Consider the following 22,172-nt stretch of genomic DNA (forward strand, 5'->3'; position numbering starts at 1 on the left):
ATGAATCCGTGCCCGGCCGGTGTCAAGGGCGAGATCTGCATCGGGGGCGTCGGCGTCGGGCGCGGCTACCTGTTCGACGAAGCACGCACCCGGGCGGTGTTCCGCGACGATCCGTTCAGCCCGGAACCGGGCGCGCGCCTGTATCGCACCGGCGACATCGGCTGCTTCGGGCCGGACGGCAATCTCCACTTCTTCGGCCGCCGCGACTTCCAGGTCAAGATCCGCGGGTATCGCATCGAGCTCGGGGAAATCGAAGCCGCGCTGACCAGTCTCGCAGGCATCTCCAACGCCGTCGTGGTCGCCCGCGAGACGTCGGGCCCGGAAAAGACCCTGTGCGGCTACGCGTCGGGTACCGGCTGGACGCCCAAAGGCCTGCGCGACGCACTGCGCGAAAAGCTGCCGGCGCATATGGTGCCCGACACCGTGATGCTGCTGCCGGCGCTGCCCGTCATGCCGAACGGCAAGATCAACCGCGCCGCGCTGCCGCTCCCGGATGCCGCGTCCGTCCCCGACGGCGTGCCGGCCGAACCGCAGACGCCTGTCGAAGCGGCGCTGCTGCGCATCTTCGCCGAGGTGCTCGGCCGCCGGCCGAACGGCATCGACGACGATTTCTTCGAGCATGGCGGCCAAAGCCTCAAGGCGATCCAGATGGTCAGCCGGATCCGGCGCGAACTGAAACTGAACGTCGCGGTCGCCGACATCTTCCATGCGCCGTCGCCGCGCGCGCTCGCGCAGAAGCTGGCTGCCACGCCCGTCGACGGTGCCGGCGGCGACGCGATCATCCCGGCGCTTGCCGTGCAACCGTCCTACGCGGTGTCTCGCGCACAGAAGCGGATCTGGCTCGCCAGCCGCAGCGCGGATCCGTCCACGTACAACCCCCCAACGAATGGCTTGACCTCGATTCCACCGAAGCCCCTACCAGATCTTGCAGGTGCCAAGCCTGTGCAAGTCCTCTATAAAACTGCACTCCATCCCTAAGGAACCCCAGCAATGCACATGGAAGAGCACACACTGAGCGAAATGGACGATGAGCTGAAACTCATGCTCGGCCGCTTTCGGCACGAACAATTCGTCGAGAAACTCGGATGGCGGCTGCCCGCCCATCCGAGCCAGGCAGGTTGTGAATGGGATCAATACGACACCGAACACGCCCGCTACCTCCTGGCGTTCAATGCAGACCGCGCCATCGTTGGCTGCGCCCGGCTGATTCCCACCACGCTCCCCAACCTGCTTGAAGGGGTGTTCAGCCATGCCTGCGCCGGGGCGCCGCCCAAGCATCCAGCCGTCTGGGAAATGACTCGCTTCACCACCTGCGAACCGCAATTGGCGATGCCGTTGTTCTGGAGAAGCCTCAAGACGGCCGCCCTGGCGGGCGCAGAGGCCATCGTCGGGATCGTCAACAGCACCATGGAGCGCTATTACAAAATCAACGGAGTCCACTACGAACGGCTGGGCCCGGTCACGGTGCACCAGAATGAGAAAATCCTCGCCATCAAACTCTCGGCCCACCGCGAGCACCATCGCAGCGCGGTCGCACCGTCAGCCTTCATGTCCGGCACATTATTGAAAGAGACAGCTTGATACGGGCCGAGTCGTCCTTTTTGAATGCCCCTCAGATATAGCCCATCGCGACTGCGTAAGACACTGCCTGCACGCGGTTACTGGCGCCGATTTTGCGCTGGATGTTGCGGTGATGGTAATTCACGGTATCGGTGCACACCCCCATGATCACGCCGATTTCCTCCGAGGTCTTGCCGTCGGCCGTCCAGCGCAGCACATCACATTCCCTCCCACTGAACGCCACGCCCGTATTGAAGACACGCACGTCGCTCTCCAGCTCGGAAATTTTCTCGTGGGCCGCGGCGGCAAAGGCTCTGGTCACCGGCTTCAAGGCTTCAAATTCCTGAAGGCTGATGGGGTTGTTCTTGCGCGCCAGGCTTAACACCCCGACCCTCCCCTGGGCGTTGAACGAGGGTTGTGCCAGGCCGTGGCATAAATGTGAATCCTTGGCTTCAGACCACAGGTCCGCGCATCCCCGGAACAACTCATTGCTCCATAGAATGGGGGCCGACGAGACTTTGCTGTGCTTCACCGTGGGATCGATCACCGCGTAGTTAGCCGCCTGATATCGCTGCACCCAGTCCTCGGGGTAATTGCCGTACATATAAGTCCTGGGCCGCATGAACGGGGTCACGCTGCACATGCCGTAGGCAAAAAAATCAAACCGTAGTTCGCGCAAGGCCCTCAACGCGACAGCCGTAAACTCCTGCATATCCATGGTTCGCGCAAAGATACTATAAAAGTACGCATCCCATCCCAACTGCTGCCCTAATTCCATTTTGAGCACCACTAAAGTTGAAAACAGGCCGTTAGACTAGACCAACCTGAATCTCTGTCAACAAGCAAAATCACATCGTCATAGAAGGCTTTGCGCTAGCACTAGATTCATTGCGCCTAATCCAACCAACTACTTAGAACATTGCATCCCGGCGATGTTAGTAAGCCATTACCGCCTCTCAGCCGACGAATGAACCTGCCTCTTCACAATAATGCAACAGTTCATTCGGTGGGCTGCAGCCAACCCGTTCATACGCTAATCACTACAAGATCTGGTAGTCCACCCCCAAGAAACGCAGGTGTATAAACAACACCCGCTCAGCACCGCCAATGGCAGGCGCGCTGCAGCTGGACGGCGCTGTGGATACGGCGCGCCTCGTTCGCGCGTTTGACGCGCTGGTCGATCGCCACGAGAGCCTGCGCACCGTGTTTGCGATGATCGAGGGCGAGCTGCGGCAACGCATCCTCGCCCGCGACGCATCCGGATTCCGGGTCGAGCAAATGGATCTGGCGGACGATGCCGGGCCGCAAGCGATCGATGCGCTGATTCGCGCGGAAAGCGAGCAGCCGTTCGATCTCGCGTCGGGACCGCTCTTTCGCGTCAAGCTGGTCCGGCTCTCGCCGACGAAACATCTGCTGCTGCTGAACATGCACCACGCGATATCGGATGCGTGGTCGATCCGCGTGCTGACCGACGACCTGCATGCGCTGTACGCGGGGCACCACCTGCCGCCGCTGTCGATCCAGTACCGCGACTACGCCGCGTGGCACAACGCGAGCCTCGCAGGTCCGCGCGCCGCCGCGCATCGCGCGTACTGGCTCGAGCAACTGGCGCCGCCGCTGCCCCGCCTGCAGCTGGCGTCTGACTACCCGCGTCCCGAGCGGCTCGGTCATGCCGGGCAGACGCTCGAAGTCGAACTGTCGGCCCCGCAGGTGGAAGGGCTCGCGCAGCTGGCCCGCGCTCACCATACGTCGCTCTATGCAGTGCTCCTCGCGTCGTTCTGCGTGCTGATGCACCGCTACACGGGGCGCGAGGACATCGTCATCGGCAGCGTGTCGGCCGGGCGCGACAGCGAACAGCTCGAATCGCAGATCGGGGTGTACCTCAACACCGTCGTGCTGCGCGTCCCGGTGCGGAAATCCGCGACCGTCGCCGAGGTGATCGACGGTGTGGCGAAGGCCTCCACGCAAGCGCTGGAGCACGCGTCCTATCCGTTCGACGTGCTGCTGGAAGACCTGAAGATCCGCACCCCGGCGAACCATTTCCCGATCTTCGACATTCAAGCGAACTACGTTTCGATACCCGCGCCGCAGCCCGGTCTGCACATCACGGACATCTCGCAGACGGACAGCACGGCCAAGTTCGACCTGTCCTTCCAGATCGTGGAAAGCGAAGGCAGGCACCTCATCCAGTTCATCTACAACACCCGCCTGTTCCGCCCCGCGACCATCGCCGCGATGCGCGATCGGCTGCTCGCGATCCACGACGTCTTCCGCCGCGATCCGACCACGCCGGTCGATCGCATCCCGCTCCCCGGCGACGCGCCCGCCGCCAGCGCCCGGGTCCGGGTCGGCCTGCGCCTGAAGCGCGCGCCTGAAGTCACGGCCGACGACGCGCTCGAGGAGAAGACGTGATGCGGGCCGGCCGGAGTTCGAGCAGCGGGCGCCGTGCGCGCCGCTTCGGGTTGTTTCAGGTGAACAAAACGTCTCAAGGAGTTTCCTGTGCAAGACAATAACGTGCTGGTCACCGACCATCGCTATGCGCAAACCGCGCGCTTCTGGCGCGAAAGCCTTTCCCTGGTCGCCGGCGTCTACCGGATCGCAGCGCACGCCCCGGCACAGCAGCCGGGTCGCCTGCTGTCCCGCACGGTGCCGCTCACGCCCGCGTCGCTCGACCTGTTGCGGCGCATCGGCGACGGCGAGCTGGCCGAATTCGCCGTCACGGCCGCGGGCATTGCGTTCCTGCTCTGGAAATACTTCCGGATTCCGGTCACGGTGCTCGGAACGCCGGGGCTTGCCGAGCATCCGCCGGCCCGGGCCGCCACCGTTCCGCTGATCATCGAGGTACGTCCCGACGAGCGCATCGAGGACTACCTGTCGCGCGTGGCCGGGATCGTGGAAGACAGCTACGCCGAGCACCATTTCCCGCTGGAAACGCTCGTGCGCAACGAAAAGGACATGGATCTCGCGCAGCTCACGAAAGTCGCGCTGGTGGACGATCGGGTGCACCACGCGCCGACCGGTCGGGACGACGACCTGCAGTTGCACCTGCGGCTCGCGCGCGGCGAAATCGAGCTCCGTCATACCGGCGCCATCGAGCCGTTCGTCATCGACGGTTTCGCGAACAGCCTCGGCGCGGTGCTGGAGGCATTCGAACACCTCGACAAGCCCGTCGGCGACATCGAATCGAGCCCGCCGGAAGAGCGCCGGCGGCTGGCCGCCTTCAACGAAACCGCGGCGGCCGGGCCCGGCCACCTCACGGTCGTCGACATGTTCGAGGCGCAGGTCGCCCGCACGCCGGCGGCGCCGGCCCTGGTCACCGACAGTTCGCTGATGACCTACGCCGACCTGAACGCCCGGGCCAACAGCCTCGCGCATCAATTGCGCGACCACTACGGCGTCGGCCCGGAATCGCTGGTCGGCGTCATGCTCGACCGTTCCGAATGGATGATCGTCGCGATTCTCGGCATATTGAAGGCGGGTGCGGCGTTCGTTCCGCTGGACCCGGCGTATCCGGCCGAACGGATCAATCACATCCTCGGCGACACCGGCCTGTCGCTGCTGGTGACCCAATCGAGTCAACTGGCGCAGTGGTATGAATTCTCCGGCGCGACGCTGCTGCTGGATCAGGAACTCCCCGGCTGGACGCCGCTGCCGGACAATCCGCCGCGCCGCGCCGAGCCGTCGCAGTTGGCCTACGTGATCTACACGTCCGGCTCGACCGGGCGACCGAAAGGCTGCCTGCTCGAACACCGGAACCTGGCCCACTACATTGCCTGGGCCGCCGGGTATTACTTTCCGGAAAGCACGACCGGCAGTTTCGGCCTGTACAGCTCGCTGTGCTTCGATTTCACGCTCACCAACATCTTCTGCCCGCTGGTGCGCGGCAAGACGCTGCGCATCTATCCGCAGTCGGAAAGCATCGACACCATCCTGGCCCGGATGTTCCAGCCCGGCAGCGGCGTCGACACCCTAAAGCTCACGCCCACCCACATTCACCTGCTGGAATACATGAACCTGGCACGCTCCGGCGTGCGCAAGGTGATCGTCGGCGGCGAGGAACTGACGCCCCAGCACATCGCCACGCTGCGGAAGATCGATCCCGCGATCGAAATCTACAACGAATACGGTCCCACCGAGGCGACGGTCGGCTGCATCGTCGAGCGCGTCGAGGACGCGCCGTCCACGGTGCTGATCGGCCGGCCCATCGCCAACACCCGGGTGTACATGCTCGACGACGCCCTGCGGCCGGTTCCGATCGGCGTGCCGGGGGAAATCTGCATCGCCGGCGACGGCCTCGCGCGCGGCTACCACCAGCGGCCGGACGTCACCGCCGCGAAATTCGTCGAGCATCCCTTTCCCGGCGAAGCGCGCCTCTATCGCACCGGCGACATCGGCCGCTGGTTGCCCGACGGACAGATCCAGTGTTACGGACGCGTCGACGATCAGGTCAAGATCCGTGGGCACCGTGTCGAGCTGGGCGAGATCGAGGCCGCGCTCACCGCGCATGAGGATGTCGTCGGCGCAGCGGTCATGCTGCGCGAAACCGCCCAGGGGTTGCGCAAGCTGGCGGCCTACGTCAAGGGTTCCGCGAGCTTGAGCGTTGCGGACCTGCGGGCCTTTCTGGCCGGGAAACTGCCGGACTACATGGTCCCGTCCGACATTTTCCCGATCGCCGAATTTCCGCTCAACGCCAACGGCAAGCTGGATCGCCCGGCGCTCCTGGCCATGGAGCCTGCCGTCGCCAGTCTCGACGCCGCCAGTCTCGACGCAACGCCGATCCAGCTCGAGCTGGTGCGCATCTGGCGCGAAGTGCTCGGCAATCCGGCCGTCGATCTCACCGGCCGCTTCTTCGACTACGGGGGAGATTCGCTGCAGGCCATGCAGCTCGTCTCGCGGATCTGGAGCAGTTTCTCCGTCGAGATCGGCATCGACGCGATCTTCGAACTCCAGACCATCAGCGCGGTGTCCGACCTGATCGAAGCGTCGTCGCCCCGGACCGGTTCGATGGCCGGCAACATCCTGCCCCGATCGCGCGCGAACGACCTGCCGCTGTCCTTTCCGCAGCAGCGCCTGTGGTTCCTCGCGCAACTGGAAGGTCCGTCGGCAACCTACAACATCTCGAGCGCGCTGCGTTTCGACGGCGACCTAGACATCCCGCGCCTGCGCGCCGCCGTGTCCGAAATCAGCCGGCGTCACGAGATCCTGCGCACCACGTTTCCCGCCGTCGACGGCCGCGGGGTTCAACGCATCGCCTCACCGGCACCGGTCGCGCTTGACGTCATCGACGTCGGCACCGAGTCCGACACGCTCGCGCTGCTCGCCGAGGAAGCCGACCGCCCATTCGATCTCGCCGCCGGCCCGCTCTATCGTGTCGTGCTGTATCGCGTGCACGAGCGCCTGCACGTCTTCGGCATCACGATGCATCACATCATTTCCGATGCATGGTCGTCCGGCATCCTCATCGGCGAACTGGCCGCGCTCTATGCCGGCCAGTCGCTGCCGGAACTGGCCGTCCAGTATGCGGACTACGCCGCCTGGCAGCACGAACGACTGGCGTCGGCCGACACGCATCGGGAACTGGCGCTCGTGAGCGCGGCGCTGGCGGACGCGCCGGACCTGATCGAACTGCCCACCGACCGCCCGCGGCCCGCGATCCAGCGTTTTCACGGCGCGGTTCTGCCGTTCCAGTTGAACGGTGAGCGCGCCGACGGCCTGCGCGCGATCGCGCGTGCGTCCGGCACCAGCACGTTCATGGTCGTGCTCGCCGCGTATACGCTGCTCCTTTCGCGGTACAGCAACCAGCAAGACCTCGTCATCGGCTCCCCGATCGCCAATCGGCGTTCCAGCATGACCGAGCCGCTGATCGGCTTCTTCGCGAACATGCTCGCGCTGCGCGTGGATCTGTCGGGCAATCCGACCTTCGGCGAACTGCTGGCGCGCGTGAAGCGCGTCGCGCTGGACGGCTATAGTCGCCAGGAAATTCCGTTCGAGCAGGTGGTGGACTCGCTCAAGCTCGAACGCAACCTGAGCCGCACGCCGGTTTTCCAGGCCGTGTTCGCGTATGAGAAAGCGCAGCCCCATGCGGTGAACTTCCCCGGTCTCGTGGCAACGCCTGTGTCGGTGGAGACCCACACCGCCAAGTTCGACCTCACGCTGCATATCCAGGATGCCGAGCACGGCCTCGCGGGCTCACTGGAATACAACCTCGACCTGTTCGACGCCGCCACGATCGATCGCATGGCGGAACACTTCCGCACGCTCGTCGATGCCGTGGTCGCCGATCCGGACCGGCCGCTCAGCGAGCTTTCGTTGACGAGCGATGCGGAGCGGGATCTGCTGACCGTCGAATGGAACCGGACCGAGATGGATTTCGGCGATGACGCCGCGCAACCGCTGCATCGGCTGTTCGAACAGCAGGTCGAGCGCACGCCCGACGCCGTCGCCGCCGTCTGCGACGACGCCTCGCTCACCTACGCCGAACTCAACCTGCGCGCCAATCGCCTCGCCCATCGGCTCATCGAACTCGGTGTCGTTCCCGATGCTCTCGTCGGCGTCGCCATGGAGCGCTCGCTCGACATGATCGTCGCGCTGCTCGCCATCCTCAAGACCGGCGGCGCTTACGTCCCCGTCGATCCCGACTACCCCGCCGAGCGCGTGCGCTTCATGATCGACAACGCCCAGTTGCGCTGGCTCCTCACCCAGCAGCATCTGCTTGCCGCGCTGCCCGACACCGACGCCCGCGTGATCGTCGTCGATCGCGACACGCTCGACCTCGACGCCGCGCCCGCGTCCAACCCCGCGCCTGCGCTGAGCGGCGAGAACCTCGCCTACATGATCTACACCTCCGGTTCGACCGGCAGGCCCAAGGGCGCGCTCAACACCCATCGCGCGATCACCAACCGCATCCTGTGGATGCAGCACGCCTACACCCTCGGCGCCGACGATGCCGTGTTGCAGAAAACCCCGTTCAGCTTCGACGTCTCGGTCTGGGAATTCTTCTGGCCGCTCATCGTCGGCGCGCGCCTCGTGTTCGCCCGCCCCGGCGGCCAGCGCGAGACCGACTACCTGGTCGAACTCATCGAGCGCGAACGGATCACCACGGTCCATTTCGTGCCGTCGATGCTGCGCGCCTTTCTCGACCATCCGGACCTCGACGCGCACTGCGCGTCGCTGCGCCGCGTCGTGTGCAGCGGCGAGGCCCTGCCGTTCGATCTACAGCAGCGTTGCCTCGCGCGCCTGGACACCAAGCTGTTCAACCTCTACGGCCCCACCGAGGCTGCCGTCGACGTGACCGCCTGGGAATGCCGGCGCGACGACCCGCACCGCATCGTGCCGATCGGCCGGCCCATCGCCAACACCCGCCTCTATATCGTGGACGCGCAGTTGCAGCCCGTGCCGGTCGGCGTGGCGGGCGAGTTGCTGATCGGCGGCACGCCGGTCGGACGCGGCTACCACGGCGAGCCCGAACTGAGCGCCGAGAAGTTCATCGCCGATCCGTTCTTCAACGACCCGCACGCACGCCTCTACCGCACCGGCGATCTCGCGCGCTACCGGCCCGACGGCAACATCGAGTTCCTCGGCCGCATCGACCATCAGATCAAGCTGCGCGGCCTGCGCATCGAACCCGGTGAAATCGAGGCGGCGCTGCGCGAGCATCCGTCGGTCGACGACTGTATCGTGATCGCGAAAACCGACGGAGCCCGAACGTTCCTCATCGCCTATGTCGCGACCGCATCGCCGGACATCGCCGATCTGCGCGGCCATCTGAGCGGCAAACTTGCGGACTACATGGTGCCGTCGAGGTTCGTCGCGCTCGAATCCCTGCCGATGCTGCCCAACGGCAAGATCAACCGCAAGGCGCTGCCCGTCCCGGCGGACACGGTCGACACGGCCCGGTTGCACGCGCCTGCCGTCACACCCAGGGAAGTCCTGCTGGCGTCCATCTGGCAAGACGTGCTGCAACTGCAGTCCATCGGCATCCACGACAATTTCTTCGAACTTGGAGGCGACTCCATCCTGAGCATCCAGGTGATCTCGCGCGCCAATCAGGCGGGACTTCGCGTGACGACGAAACAACTGTTCCAGTATCAGACGGTCGCCCAGCTGGCCGCCGCGCCTGAAGAACGGGCAGCGCATGCGCCGAGCGTCAGCCCGCTGGGCGATGCGCCGCTCACCCCGGTCCAGCACTGGTTCTTCGAACAGGAGATCGATGCGCCGTCGCACTACAATCAAACGGTCCTGATTCAGGTGCCGTCGGATATCGACGCGTCGAGGCTCGCCGACGCGTTCCGACAAGTCCACGAACATCACGATGCGTTGCGCCTGCGTTTCTCGCGCAGCGCCGGCGGCTGGACACAAGAAGTCGTCGCAGTTGGCGAGATGCCGGCGCTGTTCGCGAAGCAAGCGATCGCAGGCGACGCCGGCGAGCGCATGGCGGCCATGCGCGCTGCCGCTGCGCAAGCGGAACGCGGCATCGACATCACGCATGGCCCGTTGCTGGCGGCCCGGCTTTTCTGCTTTGCCGACGAGCCGCTCGCCCGCCTGTTCGTGTCGATTCATCACCTTGCGGTGGACGGCGTGTCGTGGCGCGTGCTCCTCGAGGATCTGCATGCCGCCTACCACGGCCAGCCGTTGTCCGAGAAGACGACTTCGTTCCGCGAATGGGCCCTGCACCTGCAGCAACTGGCCCGGTCGCCTGCCATCGGCGACGAAGCCCCACTGTGGCAAACCCTCCTCGCGCAGGACGTCGAGCCCATGCCGGTCGATTATCCGGCCGCGGGCGCGGCCCACAACGCGGTCGGCGACGCGGCATCCGTTTCATTCGAGCTGGACGAAACCGAAACCGCGGCGTTGCTGCGCCGGCTGCCGCGGGCCTACGAAACCCGGATCAACAACGTCCTGCTCGTCGCGCTCGCGCAAGCATGCAGCATGGTCACGGGCAACGCGCGCACCCGGGTCGATGTCGAAAGTCACGGCCGCCACGTCTGCGATGCGCCGATCGACGTCAGCAGGACGGTGGGCTGGTTCACCTCCATCTATCCGATCGTCCTCGAGGTCGACGCGAGGCAGACGCCGGAGCAAGCGTTGCGCGACGCGCAGCAACAGTTGCGCCGGATTCCGGCCGAAGGCCTCGGTTATTCGCTGCTCCGCTACCTGGGCCCCGACGACGCCGTGCGTGACAGCCTCGCCGCGCTGCCGAATGCCGACATCCTCTTCAACTATCACGGGCAGCTCGATACCGTGCTGCAGCAATCCGATGGCTGGAGCCCGGCTGCAGAAGACCTCGGTTCGCTGCGCTCCGAGCGGTCCCTGCGCACGCATGCGTTCGAGATCGTTGCCGCCGTTTCCGACGGCAAGCTTCAGGTGGACTGGCGCTACGGCGAGCGTCTCCACCAGCGGCAGACGGTCGAAAACCTGGCCGCGCACTTCAAGGACCGGTTGCTCGACTTCGCGGCGTCGGTTCCCGACACCGCGTGGGACGACCTCGAAGACAGCTACCCGCTCTCGTCCCTGCAGCAGGGCATTCTGTTCCATTCGCTATACGAGCTGGATCCCGCTGCCTATTTCCAGCAGTTCAGCTTCGTCGTCAGCGGCCCGCTCCAGGTGCCGGCGCTCCGGCAAGCCTGGGCCAATGCGCTCGAGCGCCATGCCGTGCTGCGTACCGCGTTCGCGTGGGCCAATCGCGATCATCCCGTCCAGACCGTCCGGCACACGGTCGACCTGCCGTGGACGTTCCTCGACTGGCGACACCGCGATGCATCCCGCCGCGCGCAGGACTTCGATGCATTCCTCGCCGACGACCGGCGGCGCGGCTTCGATCTGCAGCGGGCGCCGTTGTTCCGCTGCACGCTGATTCAGGAAGCGGAGGCACGCCATCGGTTCTGCTGGAGCGCACACCACATCATTCTCGACGGCTGGAGCACTGCCACCCTGATGAAGGAAGTGTTCGACGATTACCTGTCGCTCGTCCGCACCGGCGTGCCCGCGCTCGCACCGTCGGCGCCGGGATACCGCAGGTACATCGACTGGCTCGCGCGCCATCCTCGTTCGGCCGACGAAACCTGGTGGCGCGCCGAACTGGCCGGGTTTCATGCCGCCACGCCGATCGTGGCCCATCCGGCCGGGCAGATCTCCGGCGATGCCGCACGGCAGGACAAACGCAGGACCCAGCAATTCCTGCTGGACGAGGCCCTGACCGCTCGGCTGCAAGCGCTCATGCGAACCCATCGCCTCACCCTCAACGTCCTGATCCGCGCGGTCTGGGCGTTGGTGCTGCGGCGCCACGCCGGGACGGACGACGTCGTCTTCGGCGTCACCGTGTCCGGTCGCCCGCCGCAGCTCGACGGCGTCGAGTCGATCGTGGGCCTGTTCATCAACACGCTGCCGTTTCGCCTGCGCATCGCGCCGGAACGCCCCTTCATCGAATGGCTGGCGACGGTTCACGCAGCCCAGACTGCGATGGAGCCGCATTCGTACAGTTCGCTGGTCGATATCCAGTCGTGGAGCGAACTGCCCGCCCGCGACAGCCTGTTCGACAGCCTGCTGGTGTTCGAGAACTTCCCGGTTGCCGCCGCCCCCGATCTCGGACCCGACGACATCGAGATTCTCGACACCCGCGCCTTCGCGGAAGCGCATTACCCGCTGACCCTGACCGTACACCCGGATACGCGCGTCAGCTTCCAGATCGCGCACGATGCCCACCGCGTCGCCCCCGAGGTGGTCCGGCAGATGCTGGACACCATCCGCGCGTTGCTGGAACGATTCGCCGACGACCCGGCCCAACTGACCGGCCGGCTCGCCGATGCGCCGGTGCCAGCCGGCCAGCCGGGCGCGCCGCGCGGCGCGGCCGCCGCTGGCGTCGAACCCACCGCCGGTGCGGCCACGACGGCCCGCACCGGCGTGCCGACGGCGGACGAAAGCACGTTGCTCGAGATCTGGCAGCGGATCTTCAAAAGAAACGACATCGCGGTCAGCGACAATTATTTCGACCTCGGCGGACACTCGATCATCGCGATCCAGTTGATGGCCAATGTCGAAAAAGCGTTCGATCGCCGGCTGCCCATTTCCTGTCTGTTCGAGAATCCGACCGTCGAGAAACTGGCGGCGGCATTGGCCAGGAAAGCGCCGGCCGCCCCCGCCGGCGGACTCGTGCCGATCCGGGACGGCGGTCCCGCCGCGCCGCTTTTCCTCCTTCCGGGCGCCGGCGGGAACGTGGTCTACTTCCACCCGCTCGCGAACCACCTGAGCGACGCTCACGCGGTGCACGGCCTGGAAGCGCTCGGCCTCGACGGCTCCTGCCTGCCGCTCACCCGCGTGGAAGACATCGCGGCCCGTCATATCGAATCCATCTGGCCGCTGGTGGGCGCGGGCCCGTACTACCTGGCGGGCCACTCGTTCGGTGCGCAGGTGGCGCTCGAAATGAGCCGGCAGCTCGTCGCCAAGGGCGCGGTCGTCAAACTGCTGGCGATCCTCGACGCTTCCGCGCCCATCGACAGCCCGGCCGCAACCTACTGGCAAGACTGGGACGACACCGAATGGCTGGTCGCGATCGCCCACGAAATCGGCACCTTCCTCGGGACCGACCTTCAGGTGACGCGAGCAGACCTCGTCCAGCTCGACCCCGACGGCCAGGCCGGCCTGATCCTCGACCGAATCGGCAACCGCGGCAACTGGTTTGCGGATGCCGGATCCGACCGCCTGCGCGCCTATCTGCGTGTCTATCAGGCCAACTTCAAATCGCGCTACGCGCCGCAAGCCGACCCGCTTCCCGTGCCGATCGCGTTGTTCCGCAGCACCGAGCGGGATCCCGGCGACTACGATCCGTCGCCCGAGATAGCGCAGCTCCGCCTCGACCCGACCTGGGGGTGGTCCCGCTTCTCGGCGCTGCCCGTCGAGGTGACGGACGTACCCGGCGACCACCTGACCATGCTGCTCGACCCGCACGTCGCCGTCCTCGCTACCCGCATCAACCAGTTTCTGGAAAAAAAACGCTCATGAAATCCGCACAGACGATCGACAACGCTTTCGCCCGCAAGGTCTGCATCAATCTGGACCGGCGCCCCGACCGCTGGGAAGCGATGCAAAGAAAATTCGCCGAACAGAACATCCTCACGGTGGAACGACTGCCCGCCGTCGATGCAAGGCTGGTGACCGTGCCGCCATCCTTGAGCCATATGCGTCCGCAGGACTACGGCTGCACGATGAGCCATCTTGCCGCCGTGAAGCAGGCCAAGGCCGCGGGCGCGAGCGAAGTCCTGATCTTCGAAGACGACGCCTTCTTCGACCCCGACTTCGCCGCGCGCTTCCCCGAGTTCATCGCGCAAGTGCCGAAAGACTGGCACATGCTGTTTCTGGGCGCCTATCACTTCACGCCCCCCATTCCCGTCGCGCCGAACATCGTCAAGGCCGTGGAGACGCTCACCGCGCACGCCTACGTCGTCAGGGACTCGCTTTACGACGCATTCATTGCGATCAACGAACACCCGCCGGCGATCAACGACCGCAACAACCTCATGCTGCAGCAGAAGTTCAATTGCTACTGCTTCGAACCCAATCTGGTCGGACAGGAGTCCGGCTACTCCGACATCATGGACGAAGTCATGCCGGAAAAGCCGCTGACCTATTCCCTTCCGATTCCGGATGGCTGGTAACGCCTGCGGCCGGCGCGCGCTGCGATCCCCTGCGGTCCCTATCTCAACAGGCCATTGAAGCTCATGAAAACCATCACCGTTGACCTAGAAGCGGAGTTCGTAAAGTCCGCGCTCGATTCGCTCCACCGGGACTGCAAGCTCGGCGAGGCAATTTCGCTGGCTTATGGGAAATGCGAATCGACCGACGACGTGATCGATCTGATTTTTCCGTTGATCACGAAGACACGACGGGTTGATTACATCCTGATGTACAGCATAGAAAGGAATCCCCGCACCCTCCTGCAGTTTCTTCGACTGATCGAAGCGCGGTTGACACGGAACGACAGCTGGACAGTCGCGTCGGTCGAGGCTTCGTTGCGTAGCGTGGCCGATTCATCGGGCCTCGGTTGGGACCGTGCGCAGCGCTTGCTGAAGTGCTGCATCCTGTTTTCCGACTCGCCGCTGGAAATCGTGGAAAGCATCGCGTTCCTGGGCAAGCACGAAACCTCGTCGAGATTGAGATCAGCGGCAAGAAACGTCGAACTCAGTCACCTGATCAACTGAACGATATTGGCGACTCATGGATTCCGCTCAAAGTAAATCGCCGCCGTGGCATTCGGCCGTCACCCTGATGTGGCGCAGTCATCCCTGGTTGACCCTGGGCACGGTCCTTACGGGCCTCGTCAGCGGCATTGCGTCGATCGTGGGCGTCGGATTGATCAGCAGGGTGCTGCATGACCAGGACGACCGCCAGACGCTGCTGACGATATTCATTGCGGTGAACGTCATCGCGGTTTTCTGCAGGAGCAGCGCTGCCGTGATGCCCTCCTATGCCTGCATGAAAGTCATGACGAGACTGCGCGTCAATCTATGCAAAAGGATCCTGGCGACCCCACTGGATGAAATTGACAGACGCGGCGCCCCGAATATCCTGACCATGCTGACGCAGGACATTCCGCAGTTGAGCCAGACCCTGCTCACCATACCGACGATCATCGTTCAGTCCGTCGTCCTGGTATGCAGCATCGCCTATCTCGCCTATCTGTCGTGGATCGTTTTCGCTTCGACAATCACCCTGACAATCGTTGGCCTGGCGCTTTATCTGTTTTTCTATCGAAAGGCGGTCAATTTCACGGAAAGAGTTCGCGACGAATTTGTCCAGTTCAATGAATACACCCATGGCCTCGTGTTCGGAATCAAGGAACTCAAGCTCAACAGGACCAGACGACGCTGGTTCACCAGGGCCGCGATCGAATTATCATCGAAGCGCGTGGCCGGATTCAATTACATAGAACGCTTCTGGTTCATGAGCGGCGACAGCATTGGCCAGATCACGGTAGCGGTCCTGCTCGGATTTTTGCTTTTCGGCGTACCTTCGTTCGGCGTCGTGGACCCCTCCGTACTCACGGCGAGCATTCTGGCCGTTCTCTACATGATGGGGCCTTTGACCATGCTGATCAGTATCCTGCCGATCGTGGCCGAAGGCAAAACCGCGCTCGCCCGGCTGGCGGAATTCGGTTTCTTGATCGATGACAGCGAGGATTCGCGCAAGGAACCGCCCCATCCGCGCACCAGGGAATCCTCGGCGAATCCATGGCAACGCATTGAGCTGAAAGATGTGACGATGAACTATCGTGACAATGATTCGTCGGTCGATTTCGTGCTCGGCCCCATCAATATGTCGATTCATGCCGGAGAACTCGTCTATGTCATCGGTGGAAACGGCAGCGGCAAAAGCACGTTGGGCAAAGTCCTCAGCGGCCTCTATGTGCCTACCGAAGGCCATATTGCCCTTGATGGAAAAGTCGTTGACGACGATGCCAGGGAACGGTACCGCAATCTGTTTTCCGCCGTCTTTACCGATTTCCATTTGTTCAATCGCATCATAGGGCCGGACCGGGAAAATGCTGGCATCGAGCTTGCCCGCAAATATCTTGAAACACTGAAATTGGCGGACAAAATAGAGATCGATGGCAACAATTACTCGACAACCAGAGCCTTATCGACAGGGCAACGCAAGCGATTGGCGCTGCTTTGCGCCTATATCGAGGATCGTCCGATTTACATCCTGGACGAATGGGCTGCCGATCAGGATCCGGTCTTCAAGAGATTCTTCTATGAAGTGCTGGTTCCCGATCTGAAGTCCCGCGGGAAATGCGTCATTATCATTACCCACGACGATCAGTACTTCAAGCTCGCGGATCGGGTCATTCGCCTGGATAGCGGCCGCATCTTCTCCGATACGGCCATGTGTGCCGTCCGGGCCGAAGTTGCGGGATGAGCAGCGATCCTGATGCGGTGCGCGCGTTGCAGCTCCGCGCAGATCCGATCCGCCACACCGCCCCACGACCGAATGGCCGGCGTTCCTCGATCCCGGGCAACTCGATCTGCAATCGCGACGCCGGCCGATCGCTCTTCGCGTTATTTAAAGAATCGGCATCAATGCCAAAATAATTCAATCAATCAGGGCCAACCGATTTTCCTTTCATCAAGCGGCATTCAGCCGCTGCCGAGATCTCGTCGCGCGTCGACAGTGCGGCGAGCTCGCGAACGCCACCGCAATTCGCCTGTCCCGGCTATCCGTTACAGACGCGTTCGCCGCCGGGTGTTTAAATCATGCCGGCAATCATGCGCGCAAGCGCAGCTTCAACGTCTCACCAGGAATCCGTTCATGGAGTTCAGCAGATTGTTCGCACACGTCGGCGAAGCGATCTCAAGCAGCGGGAGCCGACGCTTTCCCCGAGTGATGTACAGCCTGATCTCTGCGGCCGTCCCCGTCGACGAGATCCGCATTTCGGAGCTCGCGGTCGACGCGACGCCTGACGGCGATCTCGCGGTGCGCAGCCTCGGCGCGGTCGGCGCGGTCGGCGCGGCGCTCGCGAAGGCCGGCCCGGCAGCCGCCTGTTACGGGCCGCAGATGCCGCCGCGCTCGGGCGCGAGCTGCGTGCACGTCGATGACACGCTCGCGGGCCACGGCCCGACCCACGCGCTGGTCCATCGCTTCGTCCTCATGCAGGCTGCGATCGTGCCGCCGCGTTGCGCGCAGTTCCATCTCTTGACCCGCAAGCGGGGCCACTATTACCTGATCTCGCTGTATCGCACGAACACGTTCGACGACTTCTCGTCGCGGGAGCAGACCGTCCTCAAGGAGCTCTCGCACGTGCTGTTTCCGATCGTCGAGACCCATGTCGCGGCGCTCGATTCGGCTCCGCCGCCCGCCCACGCGGCCGCGGCCGCGCCGCCGGCGACGCAATCGGGCCGGGAGCGCGTGGCGCGGCGGTTCGCCGACCGTCTGCGGCAAGCCGGCGTCAAGCTGTCGACGCGCGAGATCGAGGCATGCACGGCGCTGCTGGCCGGCGACACGGTGCCCGCCATCGCCGTGCGTTTCGCGCTGCGCGAAAGCACCGTCGAGACCTACCTGAAGCGGGCAGCCGTCAAGCTCGGCTTCGGCGGGCGCCATGGTCTCACGCGCTGGATGCTCGACGAGGCGGCAGGGGCCGCGGGCGAGGCCGCGGCTGGAGCACGCCGAGACAGCACGAGAAGCGTGCGGCGCGACTGCGCATCGCCGTACGTCGGCACCTGAAGCGTCGGCACCCGAAGGCTAGCGGTCCGAAAGCGCGTGCCGGTGCCCGCGGCGCGCCAGGAACTGCAGCCCGCGCGACGCCGACGCGGGCTGCGTGCAAAACAGCATCGGATAGCTGCCGCCGGCCACCACTTCGAGCCGCGTGCCGGCAATCAGGCCGGCGACGAAGGCCGAACCGCCGCACCCGGTGACATCGTCGTCATCGCCCGCGACGAGAGCGCCGGCGCGCACACGCGCGCCAGCCATTCCGGCACGCCGGCCGGCGACGCTGGTCGCGCGTCGGGTATCGGCGCCCGCGCCCGGCGTGACGGCATCACGCCGCCGACGCGCACGGCACGTAATCGTCGATCATCCATTTCGTGAGCCCGTGCCGGCCGCTGATGCCGAGCTTCACCGCGGCGCGCTTGATGTACGTCTCGACCGTGCTCTCCTTCACACCGAGCTCGCCGGCCAGTTCTCGCAGCATCTTGCCCGCGAGCAGGCCGAGACACACTTCGCTTTCGCGCGCCGACAGCACGACCGCCGCGCGCGCAAGCCGCGATTCGAACTCCTTGCGCAGCGCCTCGACGGCGGGCATCGTCGTGCCTTCGAGGTCGCCGTGCCGGCGCGTCGACGCATGCCACTCGACGAGCGGCAGCAGCGTATCGGCGAAATTCTTCAGGAACGACATCTCCTGCAACGAGAAGTCGCAATGCGACGCTGTTCGATGCAGCGAGATCACGTAGCGGCGATTCGCCTTGCACGACACGAGATGGCACTGAAATCCCCCGCCCGGTCCACGCGGCGGCGCGAATTCGCCGCCATTGCCGCTCCGCATCAGCGGATTGATGTGAATGAGCTGCCGGTCGCAAGCAGCCACGATCCGGTTCAACAGCGGATGTGCTGCCGGCTGCCGCTCGCCATGCGCGGCCGGCCCGCTGCTGCGCCCGTCGTCACCCGGCGCGCCGAACGCGCCGAGCGATTGCACGTGGACGACTTCGCCCGCCGGCTCGTCGAGCGTCCATTCAGTCATCCGGGTGATCGCGAGCGGAATCGATTCGACCAGCAATGCATGCATGTCGGATGCGAACCGCTCACTGCCGGCGCTCGAAATCACCTTCCCGAGCTTCGAGAACATCGCGAACATCTGACTCTCCTTGTTTCCTTGTTGTGCGTGCTTGAGGACGGCGGCGCAACGCCGGCTCGGGCGAGCCGGCGCGGTTTGCGCGGCGCGCGTTTCGGCGCGCGTCGTCATGCGTTCTCGCGTTGCGTCGCGCGCCGATGTGTCCGGCTCACGCGAAACGGCGGCGCGCCGTGCTCTGTTCAGTTCGATGCGAGATCGCCCCCGCAAGAAGCTGAAACGCCCATTTCAGTCATTGAGCGCTGCTGATTGAAAATGGGCTGCCGCCGGACGCGCTGAAGGCCTGAATCGGAAAACCCTGCGCCGGCCCGGAGCGGGTGCGTTCCCGGCGGATTCAACGAAAAATCATGAACAAAAACCGAGATAATCCCTTCCATTGAATTTGATCCACGAATACCCCAGCTGCGTATGATAGCGACGATTTAAAATATCCGCAGTTAGCGTGACATTCGTTTTTTAATCGCCGCCGCTTGCAGACCCAAAATCGATCAACTCGCAAGCCACTCATGAGCAAAATTATGGTAGATCAATAGAAATCGATATTTATTTACCCCGAAATTTTGTAATAGTCATCCGGGAACCGCCTACCATGGATTTTCGTCCAAGAGGTCTTATTCGAGAGAAGAATCGGCGAATTTCATCACATCGCTCCCGCTCACCACGCAGCCCAAAGCACTTTTCTCCGAACATTGTTTCGATTCGATCAACGATTGATTCAATCTGCGCGATGGGAAAGCATAATTTTTTTGCTGCCTACTTGAGGCAGCGCTGTCGATTACACCTTCATGCGATAAAAATCGCCGCAATCAACATACGCAGCACCGTGGATACGGGCGTTGCAAAATATCAACAAATGGCGAAATCATTGTCCGTCACAAAATATCCATATTTAATCGCACGCAATTTACCCGCCCCACCGCTTGCCGCCAGAAAAATAAATTGCTACGCTTTTCCATCGAAATAAACGACAAAACGCCGCCCGATTTTGAATTGCAAGCGGGTTTATTTAAAAAAATGAAACATGGAAATTAATATGCACGTGCAATCATCTTTTATCGATCGTCGCGGCTAGCGCTTCGTCACACGCCATTCAGTCGAATCTCCATATCCACCTGCCGGCAGGACAGGCCGACGGCCAGTTGCAAAAGTCGCCGGCGGTTTTTCGATTTTCTTCCAGACGTCCGTGATGACGCTCGGCCGCGCATTGTCGAATGCACCGTCCTCTTTTCAATCCCGGCCCGCCAACGCGCAACGCTTCCCGCACGTCACGCCTGCTCGAATTACCACATTGGCTTCAACGCGTCATTTGTCGTCTTTCCAATCTGTAAAACCATTCCGAGAAATTGGAGCACACCATGAGTCACGACTTTCGAGACGAACCTGCGCCGCGTCGCGCCTTCCTGGCCAACATGGCGAAACTCGCGGCGGCCGGCGTCGTCACCGGCTGGACACCGGTCTACCAGATTGCGGCGCACGCGCTGACGGCCGGCGCGACACCGCCCGGCTTCCCGGCCGACATCCCGCTTTACAAGCAGGCGTTCCAGAACTGGAGCGGCGAGATCGCCGTGCAGGACGTATGGACCGCCGCGCCACGCTCCGCCGACGACGTCGTTGCGACGGTCAACTGGGCCCGCGCGAACGGCTATCGGGTACGTCCGCGCGGCTACATGCACAACTGGTCGCCCCTGACGCTGGACCCAAGCGCCGGCGCCGCGAACCTCGTGCTGCTCGATACGACGAAGTCGTTGACGGCCGTCTCCGTCGACACGTCGGCGAGCCCGGCGCGCGTCACCGCGCAGACGGGCGTCTCGCTGGAGTCGCTGCTCGCGACGCTCGAGCAATCTGGCCTCGGCATGGTCGCCGTGCCTGCGCCGGGCGGCATCACGCTCGGCGGTGCGCTTGCGATCGACGCGCACGGCACCGCCGTACCGGCGGCCGGTGAAACCTTGCAACCGGGCCACACCTACGGCTCGCTAAGCAATCTCGTGGTCGCGCTGACCGCCATCGTGTTCGATCCGGCCCGGCAGCAATACGTGCTGCGCCGGTTCGAGCGCAGCGATCCCGAGATCGGTGCGTTCCTCGCGCACATCGGGATGGCGTTCGTCGTCGAAGTGACGCTGACGGCAGGCCCGAACCAGCGGCTGCGCTGCCAGAGCTTCGTCGACATTCCGTCTTCCGAACTATTTGCGCCGGCCGGCACGCCCGGCCGAACGATCGCGTCGTTTCTCGATCGAGCGGGCCGGATGGAAGCGATCTGGTTCCCGTTCACGACGTGCCCGTGGCTCAAGGTCTGGACGCCGACGCCCAGCAAGCCGTTCCTGTCGCGCACCGTCACGCAGCCGTACAACTATCCGTTCTCCGATTCGATCTCGCAGTCCATCTCGGATCTCGTCAAGCGGATCGTGATCAACGGCGAAGGCGCATTGACGCCGTTGTTCGGCCAGACGCAGCTGGCGATCACGACCGCCGGCCTCGCGCTCACGCTCAGCGGGGACATCTGGGGCTGGTCGCGCACCGTACTGCAGTACATTCGGCCGACGACGCTGCGCGTCACCGCGAACGGCTACGCGGTACTGGCGCGGCGTGCCGACGTGCAACGCGTGATCAGCGAATTCGTGCAGTTCTATCAGAATCGCATCGACGCATACAAGGCACGCGGCGAGTACCCGATCAACGGTCCCGTCGAGATCCGGGTCACCGGTCTCGACAAGCCGGCCGATGCCGGCGCCGGCGCGGTCGTTCCCACGCTGTCCGCGCTCAAGCCGCGCCCCGATCACCCGGAATGGGACATCGCCGTATGGTTCGATATCCTGACTTTACCGGGCACGCCTGGCGCCGATCGCTTCTATCGCGAGATCGAGCAATGGATGCTCGCGAACTACACCGGTTCGTATGCGACGCTGCGTCCCGAATGGTCGAAGGGCTGGGGCTATACCGACACGGCCGCCTGGCAGGATGGCACCATGCTCGCCACCACGATCCCGAATCTGCATCGTGAAGGCCAGCCGCCGTCGAGCAGCTGGGATGCGGCGCGCGCGACCCTCGAACGCTACGACCCGCACCGGATCTTCCGGTCGCCGTTGCTCGATCGGTTGATGCCGTAGCAATCCCGGCGGAAGCCGGCGCGGCGCGCTGCCATGCGCGCCGCGCGCGAGAACTCTTTTGAACATGGCGGGAAGATTCCTAGCCCCTCTCGACCGGTTCAGGTATCTGTCGGTGCATCGTTTCCGTCCCCTACCGGGGTTGCACCGATTCTTTCCGTACCTGTCTTCGCCTTCCC

Annotated in this window: 13 protein-coding genes; 9 read left to right on the forward strand and 4 right to left on the reverse strand. The window is 64.0% G+C overall.

All coding sequences use genetic code 11. The annotated features are described in order from the left end of the window. Together ACNQQL_RS06310 and ACNQQL_RS06315 are read left to right on the forward strand one after the other, a co-directional pair. Positions 1-978 carry a phosphopantetheine-binding protein gene (locus tag ACNQQL_RS06310; protein ID WP_347063595.1) on the forward strand — a complete coding sequence of 326 codons (978 nt, stop codon included), beginning with the start codon at positions 1-3 and terminating at the stop codon, positions 976-978. Between the two features lie 12 nt (positions 979-990). Further along, complete coding sequence (locus ACNQQL_RS06315; protein WP_038635110.1) at positions 991-1,581, forward strand: acyl-homoserine-lactone synthase; 591 nt, start codon at positions 991-993, stop codon at positions 1,579-1,581. A gap of 31 nt (positions 1,582-1,612) precedes the next feature. Here ACNQQL_RS06315 and ACNQQL_RS06320 read toward each other — a convergent pair whose 3' ends face one another. Beyond that, positions 1,613-2,338: an autoinducer binding domain-containing protein gene (locus ACNQQL_RS06320; RefSeq protein WP_038635113.1), complete on the reverse strand. Its 726-nt coding sequence runs from the start codon at positions 2,336-2,338 to the stop codon at positions 1,613-1,615. A gap of 329 nt (positions 2,339-2,667) precedes the next feature. Here ACNQQL_RS06320 and ACNQQL_RS06325 point away from each other — a divergent pair, with 329 nt between their 5' ends. The 6 genes from ACNQQL_RS06325 (at position 2,668) to ACNQQL_RS06350 (ending at position 17,772) form a co-directional block, all read left to right on the forward strand. Further along, positions 2,668-3,972, forward strand: a complete 1,305-nt coding sequence (locus ACNQQL_RS06325; RefSeq protein ID WP_347063596.1) for a condensation domain-containing protein — start codon at positions 2,668-2,670, stop codon at positions 3,970-3,972. Between the two features lie 87 nt (positions 3,973-4,059). Continuing rightward, a complete protein-coding gene (locus ACNQQL_RS06330) occupies positions 4,060-13,557 on the forward strand; it encodes an amino acid adenylation domain-containing protein (protein ID WP_347063597.1) in 9,498 nt (3,165 codons plus the stop codon). Continuing rightward, positions 13,554-14,210 (forward strand): glycosyltransferase family 25 protein, encoded by a 657-nt coding sequence (locus tag ACNQQL_RS06335; protein ID WP_204421151.1) that lies wholly within the window; start codon positions 13,554-13,556, stop codon positions 14,208-14,210. Before ACNQQL_RS06330 ends, ACNQQL_RS06335 begins: the two co-directional genes overlap by 4 nt. A gap of 63 nt (positions 14,211-14,273) precedes the next feature. Beyond that, the gene (locus ACNQQL_RS06340; protein WP_239483162.1) at positions 14,274-14,753 is read left to right on the forward strand and encodes a hypothetical protein; all 480 of its coding nucleotides are present in this window, start codon (positions 14,274-14,276) and stop codon (positions 14,751-14,753) included. 16 nt (positions 14,754-14,769) lie between these two features. After that, on the forward strand, positions 14,770-16,470 hold the full coding sequence (locus ACNQQL_RS06345) for a cyclic peptide export ABC transporter (protein ID WP_347063598.1): 1,701 nt from the start codon (positions 14,770-14,772) through the stop codon (positions 16,468-16,470). A gap of 465 nt (positions 16,471-16,935) precedes the next feature. Continuing rightward, positions 16,936-17,772, forward strand: a complete 837-nt coding sequence (locus ACNQQL_RS06350) for a helix-turn-helix transcriptional regulator (RefSeq protein WP_347063599.1) — start codon at positions 16,936-16,938, stop codon at positions 17,770-17,772. An 18-nt stretch (positions 17,773-17,790) separates the two neighbouring features. On the opposite strand, the gene ACNQQL_RS06355 is transcribed toward ACNQQL_RS06350, so the two are convergent. From ACNQQL_RS06355 to ACNQQL_RS06365, 3 genes are all read right to left on the reverse strand, one after another. Beyond that, entirely contained in the window at positions 17,791-18,018 is a 228-nt protein-coding gene (locus ACNQQL_RS06355; protein ID WP_347063600.1) for a hypothetical protein, read from the reverse strand. A gap of 67 nt (positions 18,019-18,085) precedes the next feature. Further along, positions 18,086-18,898, reverse strand: a complete 813-nt coding sequence (locus tag ACNQQL_RS06360) for a helix-turn-helix transcriptional regulator (RefSeq protein ID WP_347063601.1) — start codon at positions 18,896-18,898, stop codon at positions 18,086-18,088. 176 nt (positions 18,899-19,074) lie between these two features. After that, entirely contained in the window at positions 19,075-19,269 is a 195-nt protein-coding gene (locus tag ACNQQL_RS06365; protein WP_143155746.1) for a hypothetical protein, read from the reverse strand. 978 nt (positions 19,270-20,247) lie between these two features. Between ACNQQL_RS06365 and ACNQQL_RS06370 the strand changes: the two genes are divergently transcribed. Continuing rightward, entirely contained in the window at positions 20,248-21,996 is a 1,749-nt protein-coding gene (locus ACNQQL_RS06370) for a cholesterol oxidase substrate-binding domain-containing protein (protein WP_175962967.1), read from the forward strand. The last annotated feature ends 176 nt before the right edge of the window (positions 21,997-22,172 follow it).

The organism is Burkholderia sp. LFS061, from assembly GCF_047978125.1.
Taxonomy (GTDB): Bacteria; Pseudomonadota; Gammaproteobacteria; order Burkholderiales; family Burkholderiaceae; genus Burkholderia; species Burkholderia pyrrocinia_C.

Bases quoted from the DNA above. Each gene is read 5' to 3' on its own strand.
- ACNQQL_RS06310 (WP_347063595.1), top strand. From the start codon at position 1: ATGAATCCGTGCCCGGCCGGTGTCAAGGGCGAGATCTGCATCGGGGGC.
- ACNQQL_RS06315 (WP_038635110.1), top strand. From the start codon at position 991: ATGCACATGGAAGAGCACACACTGAGCGAAATGGACGATGAGCTGAAA.
- ACNQQL_RS06320 (WP_038635113.1), bottom strand. From the start codon at position 2,338: ATGGAATTAGGGCAGCAGTTGGGATGGGATGCGTACTTTTATAGTATC.
- ACNQQL_RS06325 (WP_347063596.1), top strand. From the start codon at position 2,668: ATGGCAGGCGCGCTGCAGCTGGACGGCGCTGTGGATACGGCGCGCCTC.
- ACNQQL_RS06335 (WP_204421151.1), top strand. From the start codon at position 13,554: ATGAAATCCGCACAGACGATCGACAACGCTTTCGCCCGCAAGGTCTGC.
- ACNQQL_RS06340 (WP_239483162.1), top strand. From the start codon at position 14,274: ATGAAAACCATCACCGTTGACCTAGAAGCGGAGTTCGTAAAGTCCGCG.
- ACNQQL_RS06345 (WP_347063598.1), top strand. From the start codon at position 14,770: ATGGATTCCGCTCAAAGTAAATCGCCGCCGTGGCATTCGGCCGTCACC.
- ACNQQL_RS06350 (WP_347063599.1), top strand. From the start codon at position 16,936: ATGTACAGCCTGATCTCTGCGGCCGTCCCCGTCGACGAGATCCGCATT.
- ACNQQL_RS06355 (WP_347063600.1), bottom strand. From the start codon at position 18,018: ATGGCTGGCGCGCGTGTGCGCGCCGGCGCTCTCGTCGCGGGCGATGAC.
- ACNQQL_RS06360 (WP_347063601.1), bottom strand. From the start codon at position 18,898: ATGTTCGCGATGTTCTCGAAGCTCGGGAAGGTGATTTCGAGCGCCGGC.
- ACNQQL_RS06365 (WP_143155746.1), bottom strand. From the start codon at position 19,269: ATGGAAGGGATTATCTCGGTTTTTGTTCATGATTTTTCGTTGAATCCG.
- ACNQQL_RS06370 (WP_175962967.1), top strand. From the start codon at position 20,248: ATGAGTCACGACTTTCGAGACGAACCTGCGCCGCGTCGCGCCTTCCTG.